This is a genomic window from Metabacillus indicus LMG 22858 (genome assembly GCF_000708755.2).
Taxonomy (GTDB): domain Bacteria; phylum Bacillota; class Bacilli; order Bacillales; family Bacillaceae; genus Bacillus_P; species Bacillus_P indicus.
This window is the reverse complement of record NZ_JGVU02000002.1, coordinates 1,350,843-1,375,710: the sequence shown is the minus strand read 5'-3', so window position 1 is coordinate 1,375,710 and position 24,868 is coordinate 1,350,843. Positions and strand designations below refer to the sequence as shown.

The following is a 24,868-nucleotide window of genomic DNA, read 5'->3' as shown; positions in this document are numbered from 1 at the left end:
GACGGAGAAGAGTAATCAGGATGACACATGACCAGAGAAGGAAAGCCTTGGCTGTAAGCTTTCCCATGATGACTTGATGAAGAGAACACTCTCTAGGTTTCCCTCTGAACGGACTTGCATCTAGTAGGAGGAGAACGTGACAGGCGTTAACTGTCTTTGAGCGGGAGCAGTCTTTTTGCTTCAACTAGGGTGGCACCACGGGATACAAACTCTCGTCCCTACATTTTTATGTAGGGGCGGGAGTTTTTTTATTTTTTGAAAAAATCGGAGGAATCTAACATGGCATTTCAAATACCGAGAGGCACGCAGGATATTCTGCCTGGAGAAGTTGAACGCTGGCAGTATATTGAAAATACAGCACGTGAAATATGCAAATTGTATCAATATAAGGAAATCCGCACACCCGTTTTTGAACACACTGAGCTGTTCCAGAGGGGGGTAGGCGAATCAACGGACATCGTTCAAAAGGAGATGTATACGTTCCAGGACCGCAAAGGAAGAAACATCACGCTTCGTCCTGAAGGAACGGCTTCAACAGTCCGTGCATTCGTTGAGAAAAAGCTGTATGCACAGCCTGCACAGCCGACAAAGCTCTATTATATTGGACCAATGTTCAGATACGAACGTCCTCAGACAGGCCGTTTCCGCCAGTTTGTGCAATTCGGGGTGGAGGCTCTCGGCAGCAGCAATCCCGCAATGGATGCAGAAGTCATTTCCCTTGCAATGGAGCTTTACCGCTCTGTTGGACTGAAGAAACTGAAGCTCATCATCAACAGCCTTGGAGATGCAGACAGCAGAAAAGCTCATAAGGAAGCATTAATTGCCCACTTTGAGCCTAGAATCGGGGAGTTTTGCTCAGACTGCCAAAAAAGACTGAGGCAAAATCCGCTTCGCATCCTTGACTGCAAAACAGACCGTGATCATGAACTGATGAAAACTGCTCCATCCATTATGGATTATCTGAACGATGAGTCCCGCGCTTATTTTGAAAAGGTTCAGGCATACTTAACAGACCTTGGAATCGATTTTACAGTCGATCCGAATCTTGTGCGCGGCCTTGATTATTATAATCACACTGCGTTTGAAATCATGAGCGATGCAGAAGGGTTCGGCGCCATTACGACCCTTTGCGGCGGCGGACGATACAACGGCCTCGTTCAGGAAATCGGCGGACCGGAAACCCCCGGCATCGGCTTTGCACTAAGTATTGAACGCCTGCTCGCTGCTCTTGATGCAGAAGGCGTAGAACTGCCTGTAGACCAGTCGATCGACTGCTATGTCGTAACGCTTGGCGACAAGCCGAAAGACCGTTCTGTATCTCTTGTTTATGAGCTGCGCAAAGCGGGACTGACAGCTGAAAAGGATTATGATGATAAAAAAATGAAGGCTCAATTTAAAGCGGCAGACCGGTTTAATGCAAGGTATGTTGCCGTTCTTGGCGAAGATGAGCTTGAAAAGAACATGATTTCTGTTAAAAACATGGAATCAGGCGAACAGAAAGAAATTTCCCTGCAGGACCTTGCAGCGTATATAAAAGGATAGTCAAAAGGAGAGAGAAATAATGTTTGGACGAACATATTATTGCGGCGAAGTAACAGAAGCAGCAATCGGAGAAAAAGTAACACTTAAAGGCTGGGTGCAAAAACGACGCGACCTTGGCGGCCTGATCTTTATTGATCTGAGAGACAGAACGGGTATCGTGCAGATTGTCGTGAATCCTGAAGTATCAGAGGAAGCGCTGAAAATTGCAGAAAAAGCCCGCAGCGAATACGTCCTTGACATCGAAGGAACTGTCGCAGCGCGTTCTGAAGGAACGGTTAATCCAAACCTTGCTACAGGCAAAATCGAAATTATGGTTGAGAAAGCGGCAATCATCAATGCAGCAAAAAACCCGCCATTCCTGATTGAAGATAAGTCTGAAGAGGTTTCAGAGGATGTGCGTTTGAAATACCGTTATCTGGACCTTAGAAGACCGGCCTTGCTTGATACGTTTAAAATGCGCCACAATGTGTCCAAATCAATCCGCAATTTCCTGGATGAGAACGGCTTCCTTGACGTTGAAACACCGATTCTGACTAAGAGCACGCCTGAAGGAGCGCGTGACTATCTTGTTCCAAGCCGTGTACATGAAGGAGAGTTTTACGCACTTCCACAGTCACCGCAGATTTTCAAACAGCTGTTGATGGTATCCGGCTTCGACCGTTATTATCAGATTGCCCGCTGCTTCCGCGATGAAGACCTGCGTGCAGACCGCCAGCCTGAATTCACTCAGGTGGATATTGAAATGTCCTTTATGAGCCAGGATGAGATCATGGGTCTGATGGAAAAAATGATGTCCCGCATCATGAAAGAAACAAAGGGCGTGGAACTTGAACTTCCTCTGCCACGCATGACATACGACGAGGCGATGGGCCGCTATGGTTCAGATAAACCGGATACGCGTTTCGGCCTTGAACTCATAAATGTTTCTGAGCTTGTAAAAGACAGCGGCTTTAAAGTGTTCAGCGGCGCTGTCGAAAACGGCGGAGAAGTGAAGGTCATCAATGTAAAAGGCGCGGCAGCTTCTTATTCCCGCAAAGACATTGATGCTTTAACAGAGTTCGTTTCCCAGTACGGAGCAAAAGGACTTGCATGGCTGAAAGCAGAGGAACAGGAGCTGAAAGGCCCGATTTCAAAATTCTTCGGGGAAGAAGAGCAGGCTGCACTTAGAACGGTAACAGAAGCTGAAGCTGGAGATTTGCTGCTGTTTGTTGCCGACAAAAAATCAGTTGTGGCAGATGCGCTTGGCGCCCTCCGCCTCAAACTTGGAAAAGAACTTGGCCTGATTGATGAAAGCAAATATAACTTCCTGTGGGTCATTGACTGGCCGCTGCTTGAGTACGACGAGGAAGCACAGCGCTATTTCGCAGCCCATCATCCGTTCACAATGCCTGCACGCGAGGATCTGGAGCTGTTTGAAACGAATCCGGCCGCAATGAAAGCACAGGCTTATGACCTTGTACTAAACGGCTATGAGCTTGGCGGAGGAAGCATCCGTATTTTTGAAAGAGATGTTCAGCAGAAAATGTTCAAAATGCTCGGCTTCTCAGAAGAGGAAGCGACGGAGCAATTCGGATTCCTGCTTGAAGCATTTGAATACGGAACGCCGCCGCATGGCGGAATCGCGCTTGGCCTTGACCGTCTCGTCATGCTGCTTGCAGGCAGAACGAACCTTCGCGACACCATTGCATTCCCTAAAACAGCAAGCGCAAGCGACCTTCTCACACATGCGCCAAGTGAAGTCAGCACAGCCCAGCTGAACGACCTTAACCTTGCCCTGAAGCTTAAAAAGGGTGAATAATGCCTACTTGGAATTGCTTGAAAAGGCCGTTCCAATGTGGTAATCTTTTTACAAGATAAAAAGAAGTCCTGATGTGTACGTCGTACACTTAGTTTTGATCCAACATTACTTGATCCGGGAGTTCAAGTTTCCATTGCGGTGTAAATGCCTCATCATTCGATCAGAGGACTTATCACCCGTGGAACAGGACACCCACCTGCTGTGAGCGGGTTCAAAACCAAGATAGCCGCGACGGCACAATTGGGACTTCTGCCGAATAAGAACATACAGCCTTCATGAGCTTTTGCTTGTGGGGGCTTTTTATTTTTCTGCGAAGGACTTGAGGGCACTGTAGCACTTGAAAAACGAGATAAGTGCCACCAAGGATGGGGAAGGTCGATTTGGTGGAACTTATAGACGAGATAAATGCCACCAACGAAGGAGAAGACCGATTTGGTGGTACTGAAAATCGAGATAAGTGCCATCAAGGTAGGGGGAGAACGAATTGGTGGTACTGAAAAACGAGATAAGTGCCATCAAGGAAGGGGAAGACCGAATTGGTGGTACTGAAAAACGAGATAAGTGCCATCAAGGAAGGGGAAGACCGAATTGGTGGTACTGAAAAACGAGATAAGTGCCATCAAGGAAGGGGAAGAATGAATTGGTGGTACTGAAAAACGAGATAAGTGCCACCAACGAAGGAGAAGACCGAATTAGTGGTAATGAAAAACGAGATAAGTGCCATCAAAGAAGGAAGAGAGCGACTTGGTGGAACTCAAAAACGAGATAAGTACCACCAAGGAAGGAAAAGATCGTATTGGTGGCACTGAAAAACATGATAGTGTCATCCAAATAGGAGATCGGTGCATTAATGACACCAATATCCATGTGCGAGCTGCTGCTGATCATTGCCCAATCAAGAATTCCCTCTTGTTTTTCACCGAAAGTATGATATATTCATTTTCAGGAAAAATACTGACATGGATTCTATAAATGGAGTTGAGAGGATTGCTGAATCAATTTTCACGCAATGAACTTGCGATTGGAAAAGAAGGTATTGAAATTTTAAAAAACAGCACAGTTGCTGTTCTTGGGATCGGCGGAGTCGGATCGTTTTCGGCAGAGGCTCTTGCGCGTTCGGGAGTGGGACGTATTGTGCTTGTTGATAAAGATGATGTGGATATCACGAATGTAAACCGCCAGATCCATGCGCTTGTGTCGACTGTAGGGAAGCCAAAAGCGGATCTGATGAGAGACAGAATTAAAGAAATCAATCCTGATTGTGACGTCATCGCACTGAAGATGTTTTATACGGAAGAAACGTATGAAGAGTTTTTCAGCCACGGACTGGATTATGTGATTGATGCTTCTGATACGATTTCGTACAAGATCCATCTAATGAAAGAGTGCCTGAGAAGAGAGATTCCGATTATCTCAAGCATGGGCGCTGCAAATAAGACCGATCCAACAAGGTTTAAAATTGAAGACATTTCAAAAACCCACACAGACCCGATTGCGAAGGTCATCCGCACCCGTCTCCGCAAAGAAGGCATCCGAAAAGGAATTAAAGTGGTGTTTTCTGATGAAAGTCCGATTGTGATCCGCGAAGATGTACGGGTAAAGGTAGGAAATGACGCTGCGGAGATCCGCAAGGCTAAAATGCCGCCTTCATCCAATGCATGGGTACCATCCGTAGCAGGATTGATCATGGGCGGTCATGTCATCATGGACCTTCTGAAAGATATTAAAATTTCTCGTGTAAACGATAAATAGACAAAAAGAAAGCAGGCAGGAAAACCATTGTTTTCCTGCCTGCTTTTTTAGTTCCTCATCAGCTTTTCGTAAATCTGGGCAAGTGACAGTTCAAATTTCCCTGTCTGTTTAGGCTCGTAGTATTTTTTCTTTTTTAAGGAGTCGGGGAGATACTGCTGTTTGACCCACCCGTTTTCATAGTCATGCGGATATTTGTAGTCGATGCCCCGGCCCAGCTTACCGGCACCTTTATAGTGTGCATCTTTTAAATGGTCAGGCACTTCTCCGCTTTTGCCTGCCCTGATATCTGCAAGGGCTGCATCGAGCGCTTTATAGGCAGAGTTTGACTTTGGCGACAGACACAGTTCAATGACGGCGTTCGCAAGAGGTATTCTTGCTTCAGGCAGTCCCAGGCGCTCTGTTGCTTCAATGGCTGCAAGTGTCCTTGCTCCGGCCTGTGGGCTTGCAAGGCCGATATCTTCATAGGCAATGACGAGCAGTCTTCGGTTAATGCTGATCAGGTCGCCCGCTTCAATCAGTCTTCCGAGATAATGAAGAGCTGCATTCACATCAGACCCTCTGATCGATTTTTGAAAAGCAGAGAGCACGTCGTAGTGGGCATCTCCGTCCTTGTCGTGCACAAAGCTCTTTTTCTGAAGGCATTCTTCAGCGGTTTGCAGGTCAATGCGGATGATGCCCTCATCGTCCGGTTCAGATGAAATGACGGCCAGTTCAAGTGCATTCAATGCCGATCTTACATCGCCTGCACAGCTTGAGGCGAAATGATCGAGCGCGTCGTCTGCCACTTCTGCCCTGTACTTGGCAAGTCCCTTTTTATCATCCTGCAGGGCCCGGTTCAGCGCTTTTTTGATGTCGTCCGCTTCAAGCGGCTTCAGCTCAAAGATTTGGCATCTGCTTCTGATTGCTGGATTAATGGCGTGATAAGGGTTGCTCGTTGTTGCTCCTATTAGAATGATTTTTCCGTCCTCAAGATAGGGAAGGAGAAAATCCTGTTTGGCTTTGTCGAGGCGGTGGACCTCGTCAAGAATCAAAATGACTTTGCCTGACATTTTGGCTTCTTCTGCAACGATTTCCATGTCTTTTTTATTGTTTACAACAGCATTCAGTTTTCTGAAAGCTGTATTTGTGCTTCCTGCTATGGCTGTTGCTATGGACGTTTTGCCGATTCCGGGCGGTCCGTACAAAATCATGGAGCTCAGGTGCCGTGCTTTAACCATCCGCTCAATCATTTTGCCTTTTCCGACCAGGTGCTCCTGTCCGATGATTTCATCAATTGATTCCGGCCTCATTCTGAATGCCAGTGGTTTCATTTCCATCACTCCCGGGTGGTTCAAGCTCTTTCACTCCCAGTATACCAATTTGTCTTCCCAAATGCTTAATAAGTCAATTTGAATGCTTGGGTAATAGGAAATATGCTATAATGGCTTAGGTTCATTTTAATGAAAAAGGTGTTGACTGAAAGGCGGCGTTGGAACGTATGCGTCCAGGGAAATCACTTGCTGAGCTGAGAGTGAGATGGAGTATTTATTTTACGGGACTCCTCATCATGGCTTTCGGCATTGTGCTGACCATTAAAGCAGACCTCGGCACATCGCCGTGGGATGTACTTCATATAGGATTGTATTATCAGCTTGGTTTAACGATCGGATCTTGGGCAATTATTGTAGGAGGAGGCATTCTTCTTCTGGCATCCATCTTTACAAAGAAGATGCCGCAGGCCGGTGCGTTTGTGAATATGCTTACAGTTGGCCTTTTTATCGATTTATATATGATGATTCCGTTTTTGCAGACGCCTGCCGGCTATGCAGGGAAAATCGGAATGCTGCTTCTCGGCATTCTGGTCATGGGGTATGGCATCGGGTTATATATATCAGCAGGCTGCGGGGCGGGGCCGCGTGATACACTCATGCTTGCCCTGGTTGAAAAAACGGGAATGAAGGTATCAAGGATCAGAAGCGGCATTGAAGTGATTGTTTTGCTTATAGGCTGGTCACTTGGGGGTCCTGTCTTTTTCGGCACAATCGTCTGTACGCTGTCAATCGGCTATATTATCGGCTTTACTCTGCCGTATTGCCAGAAGGCAACCGATGCCCTGCTTTTGAGAACAGAAGAAAAAAGACAAAGGGTTCAACAAGTCAGTTAGATAAATAGGGGTGGAAGAATGAAGATTTCAACGAAAGGCCGCTACGGTCTTACTATTATGATTGAGCTTGCGAAAAAACACGGCGAAGGGCCGACTTCATTAAAGAGCATTGCCCAGACGCATGATTTGTCTGAGCACTATCTTGAGCAGCTGATTGCACCACTGCGCAATGCGGGACTGGTTAAAAGCATCCGCGGTGCCTACGGGGGATATGTGCTCGGCAATGAACCGGCAGCCATTACGTCAGGGGATATTATCCGCGTGCTTGAAGGGCCTATAAGCCCTGTTGAAGTTCTTGAAGATGAAGAACCTGCCAAGCGTCATCTGTGGGTCAGGATACGAGATGCCGTCAAAGATGTACTGGACAGCACAACACTTGAAGATCTTGCAAATTATACGGATGATGAGCAGGAATCTTACATGTTTTATATTTAAAAGGTGGGTTTACTGTGGATAGAATTTATTTGGATCATGCTGCAACATCACCCATGCATCCCGCTGTGATTGAGCAAATGATTCCGCATATGCAGAATGTATTTGGAAATCCATCAAGCATCCACGGGTTCGGGCGTGAAAGCAGAAGGCTGCTTGATGAAGCAAGATCGGTTATTGCAGCAAGTATTCATGCCAGACCGAAAGAAATCATTTTCACAAGCGGCGGCACGGAAGCTGATAATATGGCAATCCTCGGTACTGCATCAGCTTACCGCCATAAAGGGAATCATATTATTACGACACAGATTGAGCATCATGCCGTTTTAAATACATGCAAGAACCTTGAGAAGCAGGGGTTTGAGGTTACCTATCTGCCTGTTGACACAGACGGCAGCATATCTGTCGAAGCACTGAAAAAAGCACTGAAGCCTGAAACCATCCTAGTGACGATCATGTACGGAAACAATGAGACAGGATCGGTTCAGCCGGTTCAGGAGATTGGCATGGCTTTAAAAAACCATCCTGCTCTTTTCCACACAGATGCTGTTCAGGCTTACGGTCTTCTTGACCTCGATGTGAAAGAGTGCGGAATTGATATGCTCTCTGCTTCCGGCCACAAAATCAACGGCCCGAAAGGCACGGGATTTCTGTACCTGAGGGAAGGAATATCCCTTAAACAGCAGTCTTACGGCGGTGAGCAGGAACTGAAAAGACGCGCAGGAACAGAAAATGTTCCAGGCATTTACGGACTAAAGGCAGCAGCTGAACTTGCTCTGAAAACAAAAGAGGAAAAAGTTGCCCAATATAGAGAGTTTAAAATGAAATTAATGGAAGTACTGAAGGAAGAAGAGGTTTCGTTTGAAGTGAACGGAACACTTGAAGGCAGTCTTCCTCATGTGCTGAACCTTTATTTCCCGGGAACAAATGTAGAGGCAATGCTTGTAAATATGGATCTTGCGGGTATCGCCGTTTCCAGCGGCTCTGCCTGCACAGCAGGATCCATTGAACCCTCTCATGTGCTGACTGCGATGTACGGCGATCATGAGCGGACGAAAGCATCGATCAGGTTCAGCTTCGGTTACGGGAATACGCTTGATCAAATCGAAAAAACGGCCCGCGTTACAGCAGGAATTGTGAAGCGGCTTACAGCTTAGAAGGAACTATGGAGGTGAAAAAGATGCAAAAAGCACCTAAAGACACACGTGTCGTTGTCGGGATGTCAGGCGGAGTTGATTCCTCCGTTGCGGCATTGCTTTTAAAACAACAGGGATACGATGTGATCGGCATCTTTATGAAAAACTGGGATGATACGGATGAAAACGGCGTCTGCACGGCAACTGAAGACTATGATGATGTCATTCAGGTCTGCAATCAGATCGGTATTCCGTATTATGCCGTCAATTTTGAAAAGCAATATTGGGACAAAGTATTTACCTATTTCCTCGATGAATACAAAGCGGGAAGAACGCCAAATCCTGATGTCATGTGCAACAAGGAAATCAAATTCAAAGCGTTTCTTGAGCATGCGATCTCTCTTGGAGCAGATTATCTTGCAACAGGACACTACGCACAGGTTGAATTCCGGGACGGCGAATATAAAATGCTGAGAGGCGCGGATGCAAACAAAGATCAAACGTATTTCCTCAATCAGCTATCGCAGGATCAGCTTTCCAAAGTGATGTTCCCGATCGGAAATATTCCAAAATCCAAAGTCCGCGAGATTGCAAAAGAAGCGGGCCTTGCGACAGCGTCCAAAAAAGACAGCACAGGAATCTGCTTTATCGGCGAACGGAACTTCAAGGAATTCCTGAGCGGATACCTTCCTGCACAGCCAGGCCTGATGCAGACTCTTTCAGGAGAGGTAAAAGGCAAGCATGACGGGCTGATGTATTATACAATCGGCCAGCGCCACGGCCTTGGAATCGGCGGAAGCGGAGATCCGTGGTTTGTCATCGGCAAAGACCTCGAAAAAAATGTTCTTTACGTTGATCAGGGCTTTGACAATGATCTGCTTTATTCTGATTCTCTGACTGCCACAAGCATCAGCTGGGTGTCGGGAAAGATGCCTGAGGGCACGGTTACATGCACGGCGAAATTCAGATACCGTCAGGAAGATCATGCCGTTCAAGTTAAAATGACGGATGCTGAAACAGCACAGGTTATCTTTGATAAGCCGGTAAGAGCCATTACACCAGGACAGGCGGTCGTTTTTTATAACGGAGACGAGTGTCTTGGCGGCGGAACCATAGACGAAGTGTTTAAAAAAGATGATAAAATCTGGTATGTCGGATAATGCAGACTTATGAAAACCTCAACAGCAACGGTTGAGGTTTTTCTTTTAAAGGGAAAGGAAGTGCCAAAGATGAGTGATAAAAACAAAATGGGCATTGAAGCGATGCAAAAAGGCGACTTTGAAAAGGCGGCAGGATTTTTTTCTGAAGCCATTGAAGAAAATCCGAATGATGCTGTTTGCTACGTGAATTTCGGAAATCTGCTTGCAGCTGTGGGAGAACCTGAAAAAGCGATTTCGTTTTTTGAAAAAGCCATTGGGCTTGATGAAGAGGCAACTACGGCTTATTACGGAGCAGGAAGTGTTTATTACGATCAGGAACGCTATGAGCAGGCGAAAAACATGTTCGTAAAAGCGATACAAAAAGGAATGGACAATTCAGATGTCTACTTTATGCTGGGAATGAGCTATGTGGTGACGGAACAGCCGCTGCCGGCGCTTCCTTATTTGCAGAGAGCAGCAGAATTAAATGAAGAAGATACAGAAGCACGTTTTCAGTATGCTCTTTGTCTTGCCCAGCAGGATGCGCTCGATGAAGCAATCAAGCAATTTGGCATTGTCGCTGAGAAGGACCCAGAACATGCTGATGCTTTTTACAATCTAGGCGTTGGATATGCATTTAAGGAAAAACCTGAAAAAGCGCTTCAAATGCTTGAGCGCGCGCTTGAGATTCAGCCTGGTCACGCGATGGCTGCCAATCTGAAACAATTATTGCAAGAGATGTAGCGGGGAGGAGATCTTGTGCAGCAACAGGCGGATCTGTTTCAGGAACAGGAACGGTTTCTAAAAGGCAAAATCATCACGGTTATTTTTCAGAATGAGCAGAATCATTACACCGTCCTGAAGACGGAGGTTCTTGAGACGAGCGAAAATATTGATCAAAAAGAGATGACCGTGACAGGCTATTTTCCGCTTCTGCATGAAGATGAAACGTACACCTTCTTTGGGATGGTCACGCAGCATCCAAAATTCGGCCAGCAGTTTCAGGCAGAGCACTACAGAAAAGAGATTCCTAAAACAAGGGACGGGGTCATCCAGTATCTATCAAGTGATCTTTTCAAAGGCATAGGGAGAAAAACGGCCGAAGCCATTGTGGACGAGCTTGGAGAAGGGGCCATTTCAAAAATGATGGAGGATCCATCCCTTCTTGATAAGGTCCCGAAACTTGGCAAAGACAAGGCGAAACTGCTACTCGATCAGCTGAAGGAGCACCAGGGACTTGAACAGGCCATGATTATCCTGAACCAGCTCGGATTTGGCCCGCAGTTGTCCATGAAAATTTATCAGGCCTATCAGGACAGAACGGTACAGATCATCCAGGAGAACCCGTTTCAGCTCGTAAAGGATATTGAAGGCATCGGGTTTGTGCGGGCAGATGAACTGGGAAGCCGCATGGGGCTTGGGGGAAACCATCCAGAGCGAATCAAAGCAGCCTGCTTTTACACGATTGAGCACCTTTGCCTTCAGGAAGGCCATACATATGTTTCAACCGAACAGCTTATTGTAAAAGCAATGGATCTCCTGAATCAGTCCAGTGACATCAGAGTGATTGAAACAGATATTTCAGCACAGATTATTAAGCTGGCCGAAGACAGAGGCATCATCATTGAAGAGGACAGAACGTACTTGCCATCGCTCTATTTTGCGGAGCAGGGGCTTGTGAAAAGCATTCAACGGGTCCTTCTTCAAACGGAGTATGACAGTCTTTTTCCCGAGTCAGAGTTTCTCCTGTCACTTGGAAACCTGGAGGAACGGATGAACGTTCAGTATGCTTCCAGTCAGAAAGAGGCTATTCAGACAGCCTTGATGTCGCCGATGCTTCTTCTTACAGGAGGACCCGGAACAGGAAAAACGACCGTGATCAAGGGGATTGTCGAGCTGTATGCCGATCTGCACGGGTGTTCTCTTGACCCAAAGGATTATAAAAAAGAAGAGCCTTTTCCGATTTCATTGGTGGCGCCTACCGGACGTGCTGCAAAGCGGATGACAGAAGCGACGGGACTGCCTGCCGTCACGATTCACAGGCTGCTGAAATGGAACGGGGCAGAAGGCTTTGACCACGGCGAAGACAATCCGATCGGGGCCAAGCTCCTGATTGTCGATGAAATGTCCATGGTGGATACCTGGATTGCCCATCAGCTTTTTAAAGCCCTGCCTGAACAGATTCAGGTGATTATGGTAGGGGATGAAGATCAGCTGCCTTCTGTTGGACCCGGCCAGGTTTTGCGTGATCTGCTTGAGTCGGATGCCGTTCCTGTCGTGCGACTGACGGATATTTACAGACAGGCAGAAGGATCATCCATTATTGAGCTTGCCCATGATATTAAAAAAGGGAGGCTTCCTGAAAACCTTGCCGCCCCGACGAAAGACCGTTCTTTTATCAGGTGCAGCGGCACGCAGGTAAAAGAAGTGGTGGAAAAGGTTATTGCGAATGCTATTAAGAAAGGGTATACCGCACGCGATGTGCAGGTTCTTGCTCCTATGTACAGGGGTCCTGCAGGCATAGACCAGCTGAACGTGATGCTGCAGGAGCTGTTCAATCCGAAATCCTCCGGCAAGCGTGAAATGAAGTTTGGAGAAACGGTGTACCGTTCAGGCGATAAAGTGCTTCAGCTCGTCAATCAGCCTGAAAGCAATGTGTACAACGGGGATATCGGGGAGATTGTCTCCATCTTTTATGCGAAGGAAAACACAGAAAAAGAAGATATGATCGTCATTTCCTTTGACGGTAATGAAGTGACGTATACAAAATCAGATTTTACTCAGTTTACTCACGCGTTCTGCTGCTCCATCCATAAATCCCAGGGCAGCGAATTTCCTATTGTGGTTGTGCCGGTTGTGAAGAGCTACTACCGGATGCTAAGGCGGAACCTTATTTATACGGCCATCACCCGAAGTAAGCAGTTTCTGATTCTTTGCGGAGAGCAGGATGCGCTTCTCAGGGGTATCGAAAACCGCGATCATCTGAGCCGGCAGACGTCCCTTCGCATGAAGCTGTCGCAAAAGCAGGAAGAAAAACAGGAGCTCGAGTCAGAGCTTCCATTCGGCGCGGCAGATGCCATGATCGGAATGGAAGGCATTACCCCGTATGACTTTATGGAAGACAGCAGAATCTAAGAGTGTTCGGAAAGGGGGAGTTTCTCCTGCGGACATTCACAGAGCTCAGAGGCCTTCCTGTAGTCGATCTGGAAGACGGGTATATAGCAGGGTATGTATGTGATGCATGTCTTGATAAAAACGGCCGTTTCACCGGACTTTTGCTGCATGAAAAAGGCTTTTTTAAAAAAGGGCGCATCGTACCGAGTGAATCGATTTGCACCATCGGCAAGGACGGGATCATGATGAAAGGAAGAAGCACGCTGAAATCGCTGTCTGAATTCAGAGAAGCTTATTTCCTGACATCACGCCGCCGAATCCAATACAAAGAGGTTTTTTCTGCAGAGGGCGAGAAGCTTGGTCTTCTCGCAGATGTATATTTTTCTGAACATTTGGGCACCATTGTAGCATATGAACTGACGGACGGATTCTTTGCAGACATGATGGAGGGAAAGAAGAAACTTGATCCTCCGGGGACTTTAACGATCAGCAAAGATGCAATCGTCATGGATTTTATTCATTAGCGAGGTGCACCAAATTGTTGAAATGCCCGAATTGCAAAAGCAAAGATATAGGCAAAATCGGCGTAAACCAGTATTACTGCTGGGGATGCTTCATAGAGCTGTCTGTATCTAAAGGACAGATTTTCACCCACCAGGTGGAAGAGGACGGTTCCTTAAGTTCTCTTGATGATCTTTTCTCAGATGATGACCGAACAATCAGCATGTAAACGCAGCAAGGGGGAAATGAGTATGAACCGGCGAATGACCTCAATGCTTACAGATTTACTTGGACGTGTTTCCGTTTCTAAGCGGGACATGAAAAAAATGAAAAAACGCATCAAGAAACTATTCTGATGCGCGCATGATGAAAAGCAGTCAGATTACCTGGCTGCTTTTTTGCTTTGGATACAGGGGAATTCATCCGTATAAAAAGGAGCAGCGGGAATATAGGGTAGTAAAAAGCGAAAATGCATCCATATAAAATGAAGTTGCGGAAATATAGGGGAGCAAAAAGAAAAAATGCTGTCCCATAAAAAGGTGCAGCGGAAATATGGGGTACCAAAAAGCGAAAATGCATCCCTATAAATACAAACTTCAATAGTATAGGACAACAGGTAAAAAGAAGGTCAGAAAAGAGTGCACCTAGAACAACTTAAAACTCCAGTGGACTGTAGCGGAAGGCACTTGACTCCTGCGGGATTAAGAGAGCACTGGAGACCCCGCAAGCGAAGCGAGGAGGCTCCAGGCGCTCCCCGCGGAAAGCAAGTGACTGGAGCGAAAGGGAACGGGTACGAGTACGAGCTCCCATCCCTCCCAGCGGTAATCTTGTGACTGTAGTCCAAGAGAACGGGTATAATCAAACGGCCATAATACAATAAGCACTCATTCTTCTTTCCCGCCCATGAATAATTCCCCCCTCCATCACCAAACTAAAGACGAGGAGGGGATGCAACTTGAGAGAACGATATGTCAAATGGCTGCTTAGAATCGCAATATTCCTTCTGATCCTGCTTTCTGTTTTTCTCTTTATGAAGCTGAGAGTACTGTGGGATCCTTTGTACATGATGATAAAGGCCATCCTGATCCCTTTTTTAATTGCAGGCTTTATTACATACTTGCTGCATCCGGTCATTGAAAAGCTCCACTCTACAGGTGTTCCGCGGACACTTTCCATCCTGATCATCTACACCCTGTTCTTTGGCGGTGTCGGCTACGGCCTCTATAAAGGCATTCCGGTGATGATTATTCAGCTGAAGGAATTGTCGGCCAGTTTTCCTGTGCTTGAGCAGAAATACCAGGGCTGGCTTGAGATGGTTCACACCCAGACGGACCGGTTCCCTGATGAAATACACACAAGGATTGAAGAGGGATTTCAGAATGTTGAAGCCTGGTTTTCATACTGGATTGATAAAATTCTGAGCAGTCTGGGCAAGGCTGTTGATTACGTCCTGGTTCTCGCGCTGATTCCATTTCTGGTTTTTTATATGCTGAAGGATTATGAGCAGCTGAAAAAAGCAGCCTGGTATTTGACTCCTAAAAGATGGAGAGCGGAGGCTTCCGTATTTGTCAGAGATGTGGATCAGTCGCTTGGAAGCTATATAAGAGGACAGCTGCTCGTCTGTGTGATTATTGGACTTCTTGCGTTTGTTTCTCTTTGGTTTTTTGATATTAAGTATCCGCTCGTTATCGGAATTCTGATTGGTGTTACGAATGTCATCCCGTATTTTGGGCCTGTCATCGGAGCCATTCCGGCTGTCATTATTGCTGCATCGATGTCTGTAAACACCGTCTTGATTGTTGCGGCCATTATTTTCACGCTGCAGTTTATTGAAGGGAACATTCTCGGTCCGCTGATCGTCGGGAGAAGCCTTCACATGCATCCGATTGTGATTATGCTTGCTTTGCTTGCCGGCGGTGAAATAGCCGGCATCGTCGGGCTGATTCTGGCTGTACCGTTGCTTGCTGTGCTGAAAGTCACACTCATGCATCTCATGCAGCTGAGAAGACAGCATTGACAATGGGTTGGCGTTAAACTATAATTCAGCGTATAAAGCGCAAATAGGAAAACGATGAAGGAACGAGTATGTTTCAGACCATCTGACAAGAGAGGGGCTTGTACGCTGAGAGAGCTCTGAGGTGAAGGGAAACAGAAGGCTATTCCGGAGTGCAGGCAAACCCTGCCGGTGAAACCACGTTACGGTTTTAATGAAGTGATGGACTATTATGTCTATAATCAGGGTGGTACCGCGAGCAATCTCTCGTCCCTGTGAAAATCAAGCGTGATTTTCACAGAGGCGGGAGTTTTTTATTTGCAGACATTTAAAAGGAGGAACAAAGATGAAAACACTAACCTCAGCGCAAGTACGCCAAATGTTCTTGGACTTCTTTAAAGAAAAAGGGCATGCAGTGGAACCAAGTGCATCTCTCGTGCCGCATGAAGATCCGTCTCTTTTATGGATCAACAGCGGGGTTGCTACATTAAAAAAATACTTTGATGGCCGGGTGATTCCTGCAAATCCGAGAATTTGCAACGCCCAGAAATCAATCCGCACAAATGACATTGAAAACGTCGGAAAAACGGCTCGTCATCATACGTTTTTTGAAATGCTCGGCAACTTTTCCATCGGCGACTACTTCAAAGTAGAGGCGATTGAATGGGCTTGGGAATTTCTTACGGACAAGAACTGGATCGGTTTTGACCCTGAGAAGCTTTCGGTTACAATTCATCCGGAAGATGATGAAGCGTTCCTGATCTGGAAAGACAAAATCGGTGTTCCGGAAGAGCGTATTATCCGCTTGGAGGGCAACTTCTGGGATATCGGAGAAGGCCCGAGCGGACCGAATACAGAGATTTTCTACGATAGAGGAGAATCATACGGAAATGACCCGCAGGACCCTGAGCTTTATCCTGGCGGTGAAAATGAGCGCTATCTTGAAGTGTGGAACCTTGTGTTCTCTGAGTTCAACCATAATTCAGACGGAACGTATACTCCACTGCCTAAGAAAAACATTGATACAGGCATGGGCCTTGAGCGGATGGTTTCGGTCATTCAGGATGTGCCGACTAACTTCGATACAGATCTGTTCATGCCGATCATTGGTGCAACAGAAAACGCATCTGGCGAAAAATACCGCGTGGATGCTGAGAAAGATGAAGCCTTCAAAGTGATTGCCGATCATATCCGGACAGTGACATTCGCAGTCGGTGACGGAGCGCTTCCTTCTAACGAAGGCCGCGGCTATGTACTTAGACGCCTTCTCCGCCGTGCTGTGAGGTATGCTAAAAAGCTCTCCATCAACCGCCCGTTCATGTATGAACTCGTTCCGGTTGTCGGAGAAATTATGGTTGATTTTTATCCGGAAGTGCAGGCGAAAACAGAATTTATCCAAAAGGTGATCAAAAACGAAGAAGAACGTTTCCATGAAACACTGAATGACGGCCTGGCAATTCTATCAGAAGTGGTCAAAGCCCAAAAAGCTAAAGGCAGCTCAGTCATTCCTGGTGCGGATGTATTCCGTCTCTACGATACGTACGGATTCCCTGTTGAATTAACAGAGGAATATGCACAGGAAGAGCAGATGGAAATCGACCATGAAGGCTTCAAAAGAGAGATGGAAGGCCAGCGCGAGCGGGCACGTGCTGCAAGGCAGGATGTTGATTCCATGCAGGTTCAGGGCGGAGTGCTCGGAGAAATTAAAGCAGACAGCACGTTTGTCGGCTACAGCAGCCTTACAGCAAAAGCTTCTGTTTCCGTTCTTTTGAAAAACGGCGAGATCATCAGTGAAGCGCATGAAGGAGAAGAAGTTCAGCTGATTCTGAATGAAACGCCGTTTTATGCAGAGAGCGGCGGACAGATTGCAGATGAGGGCACAATTGAAAGTGAAGCTGTTAAGCTTCAGGTCAAGCATGTCCAAAAAGCTCCAAACGGCCAGAACCTTCATACGGCCTTTGTTGTTAGCGGGACAGTGAAAACAAATGACGAGGTAACAGCTTCTGTTGATGAAAAAACACGCAGTGCCGTTATTAAAAATCATACAGCGACACATCTTTTGCACCAGGCTCTTAAAGATGTCCTTGGAGGACATGTCAATCAGGCAGGCTCTCTTGTAACAGGAGAAAGACTCCGCTTTGACTTCTCTCATTTCGGTCAGGTGCAGCCTGAGGAACTTGAGCAAATTGAACAGATCGTCAATGAACAGATCTGGAAAAGCATCGGAGTGAATATTGAGCTTAAGCCGATTGCTGAAGCAAAAGAAATGGGTGCAATGGCTCTGTTCGGCGAGAAATACGGAGATATTGTCCGTGTCGTTCAAGTCGGCGATTACAGCCTTGAGCTTTGCGGAGGCTGCCATGTTGACAATACAGCGTCCATCGGCATGTTTAAACTTGTGGCTGAATCAGGAATTGGCGCCGGAACCCGAAGAATTGAAGCTGTAACAGGACAAGGCGCATACCAGCTTGTTAAAGATCAGCTTTCTATCCTTTCAGACGTTGCAGGTAAACTTAAATCAAGCCCGAAAGATGCTGCAAACCGTGTTGACGCCCTGCTTTTAGAAGTTCGTTCTCTTCAAAGGGAGAATGAATCATTGACAGCAAAACTGGGTAACGTAGAAGCTGGAAGCTTACTGAGCCAGGCTGCGGAAATTGACGGAGTCACCCTGCTTGCAAGCAAGGTAAGTGCAAAAGACATGAACAGCCTGCGTTCTATGGTGGATGAGCTGAAGCAGAAACTTGGATCAGCGGTTGTCATTCTGGGTGCGGCCCATGACGGGAAAGTCAGTCTTGCAGCTGGTGTTACAGGCGATTTAGTCAAGAAAGGCTATCATTCCGGCAAACTGATCAAAGAAGTAGCGGCACGCTGCGGCGGAAGCGGCGGCGGACGTCCGGATATGGCTCAGGCAGGCGGAAAAGAACCTGAAAAGCTTGAAAGCGCTCTGGAATATGCTTCAGAATGGATGAAAACTGTCTGATTTTTCTTCCTGCAAGGGAAATCCGTTTTATAATTTCCATACTTAGTGTAGAATGGTAATAAGAATGGACAAGCAGATTCAAACAGCGAATCTGGGAAAGAGGTGCGTGTGATGAGTTCCTTTGACAAAACAATGAAGTTTAATTTTTCTGAGGAAGCAGTGGAGACGAACGTAAATGAAGTGCTGTTCACTGTTTATGATGCCTTAAAGGAAAAAGGGTATAACCCGATCAATCAGATCGTCGGCTACCTTCTCTCCGGAGATCCTGCTTATATCCCGCGGCATCGCGATGCAAGAAATTTAATCCGCAAGCTTGAGCGCGACGAACTCATTGAGGAATTGGTCAAATCGTACTTACACCATCATAGAGAGGATTAATATGCGAATTATCGGGCTTGACTATGGCTCCAAAACAATCGGAGTCGCTGTCAGCGATGAACTTGGCTGGACAGCACAGGGAATCGAGACAATCAAGATTGATGAAACAGCAGGGAATTTTGGACTTCCCAGGCTGACTCAGATTGTAAATGAGCATCATGCAGAGAAATTTGTCCTCGGTTTTCCAAAGAACATGAATGGAACGGTCGGACCAAGGGGAGAAGCAAGCCAGAGGTTTGCATCAAAGCTTGAGAAAACCTTCGGCATCCCGGTCATCCTCTGGGATGAACGATTATCCACGATGGCTGCAGAACGTGTTCTGCTCTCAGCGGATGTCAGCAGAAAAAAGAGAAAAAAGGTAATTGATAAAATGGCTGCCGTCATGATCCTTCAGGGCTATCTTGACAGCCTGAACTAACAGGCAGCAAACTATAGATGAGGTGACTTACATGGAACACGGAGAAAAACAAATTACAGTAGTAGACGAAAACGGCAACGAGCAGCTTTGCGAAATTCTTTTCACTTTCGCTTCTGAGGAGTTCGGAAAGTCTTACGTCCTTTACTATCCGCTTGGCGAACAGGATGACGAGGAAGAAATCGAAATTCATGCATCAAGCTTCGAGCCTACTGCAGACGGCGTGGACGGGGAACTTGCTCCGATCGAAACAGAAGAAGAGTGGGATCTTGTAGAAGAAATGCTGAATACATTCCTTGACAACGAAGAGGAAGAAAACTAAATCGTCAGATAAAAAGTAAACCGTCATTTGACGGTTTATTTTTTTTTGCTTTTTAAACCGTATTAAGGGAACACTCTTGACAAAGAAGAACTTGAAATTCTCTGTTTGTGCGGGATGGAACAGGCGCTCCCGTAAAAATGTGGTGGAATTTGGCGAAAAAATGGTCATTATGTAGTATAATCATGATGATGAAAGGGGGAGCTCGTCCATAATGTCAGAGGGAGATTCGAACAAACATACATTGCAGCACAAACTCCTGGAAAAACAGCAGGAAGCAAGAGTCATCCGGAAGATTGTCCTGATTGTTGTCGCTGTGCTGCTTATAGCTATGACAGGGCTGATCGGCGGAGGCTATTTATATATCAAATCCGCGCTGGAGCCGGCTGATGAAACAGATAAAAAAGCAGTGAATGTAACGATACCTATAGGTTCATCTGTCTCATCCATTGCGGCTATTCTGGAAGAAGAAAAGATTATTAAAGATAAACGGGTTTTCAAATACTATGTGAAATTTAAAAACGAATCAGGTTTTCAGGCGGGTGACTATAAACTTACCCCATCGATGGAACTTGAAGACATTATCGCAAGCCTCAAATCAGGCCGGGTTATAACAGACGTTGTATTTCAGATTCCCGTTCCTGAAGGCATTCAGCTCACACAGATTGCAGCACAGGTTGCCAAGCACTCCGGCTACCCTGAAAAAGAAGTGCTGAACAGAATGAACAGCAAAGAATTTATTTCGGCTATGCAGAAAAAATACCCGGAAACCGTGACAAAAGAAATCTACGGCCAGGATATTAAGTACCCGCTTGAAGGCTATTTTTATCCTGCAACTTATCCGTTTTATGAGGAAAAACCTCCGCTTGATCTGATTCTAGAAGAAATGATCAAGAAAACAGATGAAGTGGTCAAGCCTTATGCAGACCAGCTGGAAGAAAAAAACATGCCGGTTCACAGATTTTTGACGATGGCATCTCTCATCGAAGAAGAAGCGACCCAGTCAGCTGACAGAGAAAAGATATCAAGCGTTTTTTATAACCGGATCAGCAAAAAAATGCCGCTTCAGACTGATCCTACCGTGCTTTATGCACTTGGAGAGCATAAAGACCGCGTGTATTACAAAGATCTTGAAGTAGAATCACCCTACAATACGTACAAAGTACAGGGACTTCCGCCGGGACCGATTGCAAATCCGGGAAGCCAGTCACTGAAGGCGGCAATTGAGCCTGCCAAGACGGACTATCTCTACTTCCTCGCAACGAAAAAAGGCGAAGTGATCTTCACAAAAACACTTGCAGAACATAACAAAGCAAAAGCTGAACACATCACGAATAAATAAGAAACTGGGGAAGGCGAAAAAATTCGCATTCCCTTTTCTATTGTGGTAAAATATATCGAGTTGCAAAGACAGAGATAAACAAAACGATAAATACAGCCAAGAGTTCTTCGGAAGAACTCTTATTTTCATGAGATAAGATAGACCTGAACGCCCGCCAGTGCGGCGTTTAAAGGAGAAGACAATGGAAAACGAAACAATTTTGACATATATAGAAAGCCTTCTTCCCGAGCAGGATGAATCCATCAAAAAGATGGAGGAATATGCAGAACAAAACGTCGTTCCGATTATGGAAAAGACAGGGATCGAAGTTCTGATCAGTCTCCTTGTGCTGAAACAGCCAAGAAAAATACTGGAAATCGGCACAGCCATCGGCTACTCTGCCATCCGCATGTGCAGGGCGCTGCCGCAAGCGGAAATTGTGACGGCTGAGCGAAATGCAGAACGCTACAAACAGGCATCCCAGAATATCACGGAGAACGGACTAAGTGACAGAATAACCGCTCTCCACGGCGACGCCCTCCAGCTGAAAGAGCAGATTGAAGAAAAAGGACCGTATGACGTGATTTTCATTGATGCTGCCAAGGGGCAGTATATGAGATTTTTTGAAATGTATGAGCCGATGCTCTCTGAAGGCGGCTGTATCATAACGGACAACGTTCTGTTTAAAGGACTTGTTGCGAATGAAGAGGAGGACATGTCGTTTCACCGGAGACGGCGTGCGCTGCTCAGGAAAATCCGCAGCTATAATGAATGGCTGATGTCCCATCCTTCCTATCACACAGCGATTTTTCCTGTCGGAGACGGAATGGCCGTAAGTATAAAACGAGGTGAACAAGATGAATAAACCGGAATTAATTGTCACACCAACCAAGATGGAAGATATAATCCCCCTTGTAGATGCAGGAGCCACTGCCTTTGTTCTTGGAGAACAGCGCTTCGGGCTCAGACTTGCAGGTGAATTTAATCGTGACCAAATGAGAGAGGCAACAGCCATTGCCCACTCGAAAGATGTAAAAGTGTACGCCGCTATGAATGCGATTTTTCATAACGAAAAGGTAGAAGAGCTTTATGACTATCTTCGTTTTCTGAAAGAAATCAACGTGGATGCTGTTTTATTTGGAGATCCAGCCGTTCTCATGGCGGCAAGAGAAGCTGCTCCTGACCTTCCTCTCCACTGGAATACGGAAACGACAGCTACAAACTGGTATACATGCAATTATTGGGGAAGAAAAGGGGCAAAAAGGGCAGTTCTTGCACGTGAGTTAAGCATGGAGTCGATTATCAACACGAAAGAACATGCAGAAGTGGAAATTGAGGTTCAGGTCCACGGAATGACATGCATGTTCCAGTCCAAACGCTCTCTAATCGGAAACTACTTCGAATATCAGGGAAAAGCAATGAAAATCGAAAACATCCAAAGCGAAAAAGCGATGTTCCTGCATGACAAAGAACGCAGCAACAAATATCCGATTTATGAGGACGAAAACGGCACGCACATCATGAGCCCGAACGATATGTGCATCATAGATGAACTCACTGACATGATTGATGCCGGCATTGACTCATTCAAAATTGACGGTGTCCTTCAAACGTCTGAGTATTTGATTGAGGTAACGAAAAAATACCGCAAAGCAATCGATCTCTGCGTGGAAGACCGCGATGAGTATGAAAATGTAAAAGATGCTCTTCTTTCAGAAATTGAAGACATTCAGCCTGAAAACCGACCGCTTGATACAGGATTTTTCTTTAAAGAAACCGTTTATTAATAGAAGCTTAGCAAGAAACAAGGAGGAATAAATGATGGTGACTGCTGCAGATAACATTTCACAGATCATAGACGGCAAACGCGTCATTGTGAAAAAACCGGAATTGCTTGCACCGGCAGGCAATCTCGAAAAATTGAAAATTGCCGTTCACTACGGTGCAGACGCCGTTTTTATCGGCGGGAAAGAATTCGGCCTCCGTTCTAATGCAGATAATTTCTCATTGGAAGAAATGGCTGAAGGAGTACAGTTTGCAAACAAATACGGTGCAAGAATTTATGTTACGACCAACATTTTTGCCCATAACGAAAACATGGACGGGCTTGAAGAGTACCTTATGGGCCTTCAGGAAGCAGGCGTTTCAGGCATTATCGTGGCTGATCCGATGATTATCGAAACATGCCGCAGAGTAGCTCCGAAACTTGAAGTGCATCTAAGCACACAGCAGTCTCTCTCGAACTGGAAAGCTGTTCAGTTCTGGAAAGAAGAGGGACTTGAGCGAGTTGTGCTTGCGCGTGAAACAAGCGCTGAAGAAATAAAAGAAATGAAAGAAAAAGTTGATATTGAGATTGAAACCTTTATCCACGGAGCGATGTGCATCGCGTATTCAGGACGCTGCGTACTGAGCAATCATATGACTGCGCGTGATTCAAACCGCGGGGGATGCTGTCAGTCATGCCGCTGGGACTACGATCTTTATAAGCTTTCAGGTAATGGTGAAGAAGCTTTGTTCGACCAGGATGACGCTGCGTTTGCCATGAGTCCGAAAGACTTAAATTTGATCCAGTCGATTCCGAAAATGATCGAGCTTGGAATTGACAGCCTGAAAATTGAAGGCCGCATGAAGTCCATTCACTATGTTGCAACGGTTGTCAGTGTTTACCGCAAGGTCATCGATGCCTATTGCGCTGATCCTGAAAACTTTGTTATCCAAAAAGAATGGCTTGATGAGCTTGATAAGTGTGCAAACCGCGACACAGCTCCTGCTTTCTTTGAAGGTGTTCCAGGAACAGAGGAGCAAATGTTCGGCATTCACGGCAAGAAAACAACGTTTGACTTCGTTGGGCTTGTTCTTGATTACAATGAAGAGACTGGAATGGTTACACTGCAGCAGCGCAACTATTTCAAGCCGGGAGACGAAGTTGAATTCTTTGGCCCTGAAATGGAAAACTTCACGCAAAAAATTGAGCAGCTGTGGGATGAAGACGGAAATGTTCTTGATGCAGCCCGCCACCCTCTGCAAATTGTGACGTTTAAAGCAGACCGAAAAGTCTTCCCAAATAACATGATGCGGAAGGGGAAGTGAACCGATGGGGAAAAAGCCCATTGTCATTGGGGTAGCCGGGGGCTCAGGCTCCGGAAAAACCAGTGTGACAAAGTCTATTTATGATTACTTTAAAGGCCATTCCATCTTAATGCTGGAGCAGGACTTTTATTATAAAGATCAAAGTCATCTTCCGTTTGAGGAGAGGCTGAATACAAACTATGATCACCCGCTTGCTTTTGACAACACGCTTTTGATTGAGCATATTAAACAGCTTTTAAATTACGAAGCCATCAACAAGCCTGTCTATGACTACAAGCTTCACACCCGCTCTGAAGATGTCCTGCTCGTTGAGCCTAAAGACGTTATTATTCTTGAAGGCATTCTCGTTCTTGAGGACGAGAGACTCCGCAATTTAATGGATATTAAGCTGTACGTTGATACAGATGCAGATATCAGGATCATCAGACGCATGCTTCGTGATATAAAAGAGCGCGGAAGAACGATTGACTCTGTCATCGAGCAGTATGTTTCCGTTGTCCGTCCAATGCATAACCAGTTCATTGAGCCGACAAAGCGCTATGCGGATATTATCATACCTGAAGGCGGCCAGAACCATGTGGCCATCGACCTTATGGTTACAAAGATTCAAACAATTCTTGAACTAAACGCAATTTTGTAATAACATAGCATAGATAAAGAGTACTGTGACCATATTATGTATAGGCTGTTAAAGTTTCTCACAGCTTTTATGAACCGGATTTAAAATTCTTATGTTCAGAAAGCTTCATCGGGAAAAGTACGATGTCTTAAAAGCAAGCCCAGGGCTTGCTTTTAAGCTACATAAAGCAAATAAT

22 protein-coding genes, 1 other RNA gene and 2 other annotated features (1 of these 25 running past the window's edge) are annotated in these 24,868 nt (G+C 46.0%); of the genes, 22 read left to right on the top strand and 1 reads right to left on the bottom strand.

What is annotated here, in order from left to right:
• Window positions 1-223, top strand: a binding site (T-box leader) (it extends 11 nt beyond the left edge of the window).
• A gap of 56 nt (window positions 224-279) precedes the next feature.
• The 4 genes from hisS to AZ46_RS10355 all read left to right on the top strand — a co-directional run bounded on the left by hisS (window position 280) and on the right by AZ46_RS10355 (window position 5,092).
• Entirely contained in the window at window positions 280-1,542 is a 1,263-nt protein-coding gene (hisS, locus tag AZ46_RS10370; protein WP_029279442.1) for a histidine--tRNA ligase, read from the top strand.
• A 19-nt stretch (window positions 1,543-1,561) separates the two neighbouring features.
• Window positions 1,562-3,340: an aspartate--tRNA ligase gene (gene aspS, locus AZ46_RS10365; RefSeq protein WP_029279445.1), complete on the top strand. Its 1,779-nt coding sequence runs from the start codon at window positions 1,562-1,564 to the stop codon at window positions 3,338-3,340.
• A gap of 62 nt (window positions 3,341-3,402) precedes the next feature.
• Window positions 3,403-3,591, top strand: a non-coding RNA gene (gene ssrS, locus AZ46_RS21530) — 6S RNA.
• A 736-nt stretch (window positions 3,592-4,327) separates the two neighbouring features.
• The gene (locus tag AZ46_RS10355; protein WP_029279449.1) at window positions 4,328-5,092 is read left to right on the top strand and encodes a tRNA threonylcarbamoyladenosine dehydratase; all 765 of its coding nucleotides are present in this window, start codon (window positions 4,328-4,330) and stop codon (window positions 5,090-5,092) included.
• Window positions 5,093-5,139: 47 nt separating this feature from the next.
• Here the strand turns inward: AZ46_RS10355 and AZ46_RS10350 are convergent, their stop codons facing one another.
• Window positions 5,140-6,402, bottom strand: a complete 1,263-nt coding sequence (locus AZ46_RS10350; RefSeq protein WP_081870191.1) for a replication-associated recombination protein A — start codon at window positions 6,400-6,402, stop codon at window positions 5,140-5,142.
• A gap of 167 nt (window positions 6,403-6,569) precedes the next feature.
• Between AZ46_RS10350 and AZ46_RS10345 the strand changes: the two genes are divergently transcribed.
• The 18 genes from AZ46_RS10345 to udk all read left to right on the top strand — a co-directional run bounded on the left by AZ46_RS10345 (window position 6,570) and on the right by udk (window position 24,693).
• Window positions 6,570-7,235, top strand: coding sequence for a YczE/YyaS/YitT family protein (locus AZ46_RS10345; protein WP_029279453.1), 666 nt, complete (start codon window positions 6,570-6,572; stop codon window positions 7,233-7,235).
• 18 nt (window positions 7,236-7,253) lie between these two features.
• On the top strand, window positions 7,254-7,670 hold the full coding sequence (gene cymR, locus AZ46_RS10340) for a cysteine metabolism transcriptional regulator CymR (RefSeq protein WP_029279454.1): 417 nt from the start codon (window positions 7,254-7,256) through the stop codon (window positions 7,668-7,670).
• A 14-nt stretch (window positions 7,671-7,684) separates the two neighbouring features.
• The gene (locus AZ46_RS10335; RefSeq protein WP_029279455.1) at window positions 7,685-8,824 is read left to right on the top strand and encodes a cysteine desulfurase family protein; all 1,140 of its coding nucleotides are present in this window, start codon (window positions 7,685-7,687) and stop codon (window positions 8,822-8,824) included.
• 23 nt (window positions 8,825-8,847) lie between these two features.
• The gene (mnmA, locus tag AZ46_RS10330) at window positions 8,848-9,963 is read left to right on the top strand and encodes a tRNA 2-thiouridine(34) synthase MnmA (protein WP_029279457.1); all 1,116 of its coding nucleotides are present in this window, start codon (window positions 8,848-8,850) and stop codon (window positions 9,961-9,963) included.
• 69 nt (window positions 9,964-10,032) lie between these two features.
• Window positions 10,033-10,686, top strand: a complete 654-nt coding sequence (locus AZ46_RS10325; protein WP_029279459.1) for a tetratricopeptide repeat protein — start codon at window positions 10,033-10,035, stop codon at window positions 10,684-10,686.
• Window positions 10,687-10,701: 15 nt separating this feature from the next.
• Window positions 10,702-13,077 (top strand): SF1B family DNA helicase RecD2, encoded by a 2,376-nt coding sequence (gene recD2, locus AZ46_RS10320; RefSeq protein ID WP_029279461.1) that lies wholly within the window; start codon window positions 10,702-10,704, stop codon window positions 13,075-13,077.
• Between the two features lie 2 nt (window positions 13,078-13,079).
• Window positions 13,080-13,580: a PRC-barrel domain-containing protein gene (locus tag AZ46_RS10315; RefSeq protein ID WP_081414170.1), complete on the top strand. Its 501-nt coding sequence runs from the start codon at window positions 13,080-13,082 to the stop codon at window positions 13,578-13,580.
• Between the two features lie 14 nt (window positions 13,581-13,594).
• The gene (locus tag AZ46_RS10310; RefSeq protein ID WP_029279465.1) at window positions 13,595-13,786 is read left to right on the top strand and encodes a hypothetical protein; all 192 of its coding nucleotides are present in this window, start codon (window positions 13,595-13,597) and stop codon (window positions 13,784-13,786) included.
• A gap of 726 nt (window positions 13,787-14,512) precedes the next feature.
• Entirely contained in the window at window positions 14,513-15,574 is a 1,062-nt protein-coding gene (locus AZ46_RS10305; protein WP_029279467.1) for an AI-2E family transporter, read from the top strand.
• 45 nt (window positions 15,575-15,619) lie between these two features.
• Window positions 15,620-15,828 (top strand) — a binding site (T-box leader).
• A gap of 68 nt (window positions 15,829-15,896) precedes the next feature.
• Window positions 15,897-18,530: an alanine--tRNA ligase gene (gene alaS, locus AZ46_RS10300; protein WP_029279470.1), complete on the top strand. Its 2,634-nt coding sequence runs from the start codon at window positions 15,897-15,899 to the stop codon at window positions 18,528-18,530.
• Window positions 18,531-18,641: 111 nt separating this feature from the next.
• A complete protein-coding gene (locus AZ46_RS10295; RefSeq protein ID WP_029279472.1) occupies window positions 18,642-18,908 on the top strand; it encodes an IreB family regulatory phosphoprotein in 267 nt (88 codons plus the stop codon).
• A gap of 1 nt (window position 18,909) precedes the next feature.
• A complete protein-coding gene (gene ruvX / locus AZ46_RS10290; protein WP_029279474.1) occupies window positions 18,910-19,326 on the top strand; it encodes a Holliday junction resolvase RuvX in 417 nt (138 codons plus the stop codon).
• Window positions 19,327-19,357: 31 nt separating this feature from the next.
• Entirely contained in the window at window positions 19,358-19,645 is a 288-nt protein-coding gene (locus AZ46_RS10285; protein WP_029279476.1) for a DUF1292 domain-containing protein, read from the top strand.
• A 211-nt stretch (window positions 19,646-19,856) separates the two neighbouring features.
• Window positions 19,857-20,984 carry an endolytic transglycosylase MltG gene (gene mltG, locus AZ46_RS10280; RefSeq protein ID WP_029279478.1) on the top strand — a complete coding sequence of 376 codons (1,128 nt, stop codon included), beginning with the start codon at window positions 19,857-19,859 and terminating at the stop codon, window positions 20,982-20,984.
• Window positions 20,985-21,165: 181 nt separating this feature from the next.
• Window positions 21,166-21,828, top strand: a complete 663-nt coding sequence (locus AZ46_RS10275; RefSeq protein WP_029279480.1) for an O-methyltransferase — start codon at window positions 21,166-21,168, stop codon at window positions 21,826-21,828.
• Complete coding sequence (locus AZ46_RS10270; RefSeq protein ID WP_029279482.1) at window positions 21,821-22,750, top strand: peptidase U32 family protein; 930 nt, start codon at window positions 21,821-21,823, stop codon at window positions 22,748-22,750. Before AZ46_RS10275 ends, AZ46_RS10270 begins: the two co-directional genes overlap by 8 nt.
• 34 nt (window positions 22,751-22,784) lie before the next feature.
• A complete protein-coding gene (locus AZ46_RS10265) occupies window positions 22,785-24,053 on the top strand; it encodes a peptidase U32 family protein (RefSeq protein WP_029279484.1) in 1,269 nt (422 codons plus the stop codon).
• A gap of 4 nt (window positions 24,054-24,057) precedes the next feature.
• Window positions 24,058-24,693, top strand: coding sequence for a uridine kinase (gene udk, locus AZ46_RS10260; RefSeq protein WP_029279486.1), 636 nt, complete (start codon window positions 24,058-24,060; stop codon window positions 24,691-24,693).
• Window positions 24,694-24,868 lie beyond the last annotated feature (175 nt).

Excerpts from the sequence above, each read along its gene's own strand:
- hisS (WP_029279442.1), top strand. The coding sequence starts at position 280 with ATGGCATTTCAAATACCGAGAGGCACGCAGGATATTCTGCCTGGAGAA.
- aspS (WP_029279445.1), top strand. The coding sequence starts at position 1,562 with ATGTTTGGACGAACATATTATTGCGGCGAAGTAACAGAAGCAGCAATC.
- AZ46_RS10350 (WP_081870191.1), bottom strand. The coding sequence starts at position 6,402 with ATGAAACCACTGGCATTCAGAATGAGGCCGGAATCAATTGATGAAATC.
- AZ46_RS10345 (WP_029279453.1), top strand. The coding sequence starts at position 6,570 with ATGCGTCCAGGGAAATCACTTGCTGAGCTGAGAGTGAGATGGAGTATT.
- cymR (WP_029279454.1), top strand. The coding sequence starts at position 7,254 with ATGAAGATTTCAACGAAAGGCCGCTACGGTCTTACTATTATGATTGAG.
- mnmA (WP_029279457.1), top strand. The coding sequence starts at position 8,848 with ATGCAAAAAGCACCTAAAGACACACGTGTCGTTGTCGGGATGTCAGGC.
- AZ46_RS10325 (WP_029279459.1), top strand. The coding sequence starts at position 10,033 with ATGAGTGATAAAAACAAAATGGGCATTGAAGCGATGCAAAAAGGCGAC.
- alaS (WP_029279470.1), top strand. The coding sequence starts at position 15,897 with ATGAAAACACTAACCTCAGCGCAAGTACGCCAAATGTTCTTGGACTTC.
- AZ46_RS10295 (WP_029279472.1), top strand. The coding sequence starts at position 18,642 with ATGAGTTCCTTTGACAAAACAATGAAGTTTAATTTTTCTGAGGAAGCA.
- ruvX (WP_029279474.1), top strand. The coding sequence starts at position 18,910 with ATGCGAATTATCGGGCTTGACTATGGCTCCAAAACAATCGGAGTCGCT.
- AZ46_RS10285 (WP_029279476.1), top strand. The coding sequence starts at position 19,358 with ATGGAACACGGAGAAAAACAAATTACAGTAGTAGACGAAAACGGCAAC.
- mltG (WP_029279478.1), top strand. The coding sequence starts at position 19,857 with ATGTCAGAGGGAGATTCGAACAAACATACATTGCAGCACAAACTCCTG.
- AZ46_RS10275 (WP_029279480.1), top strand. The coding sequence starts at position 21,166 with ATGGAAAACGAAACAATTTTGACATATATAGAAAGCCTTCTTCCCGAG.
- AZ46_RS10270 (WP_029279482.1), top strand. The coding sequence starts at position 21,821 with ATGAATAAACCGGAATTAATTGTCACACCAACCAAGATGGAAGATATA.
- AZ46_RS10265 (WP_029279484.1), top strand. The coding sequence starts at position 22,785 with ATGGTGACTGCTGCAGATAACATTTCACAGATCATAGACGGCAAACGC.
- udk (WP_029279486.1), top strand. The coding sequence starts at position 24,058 with ATGGGGAAAAAGCCCATTGTCATTGGGGTAGCCGGGGGCTCAGGCTCC.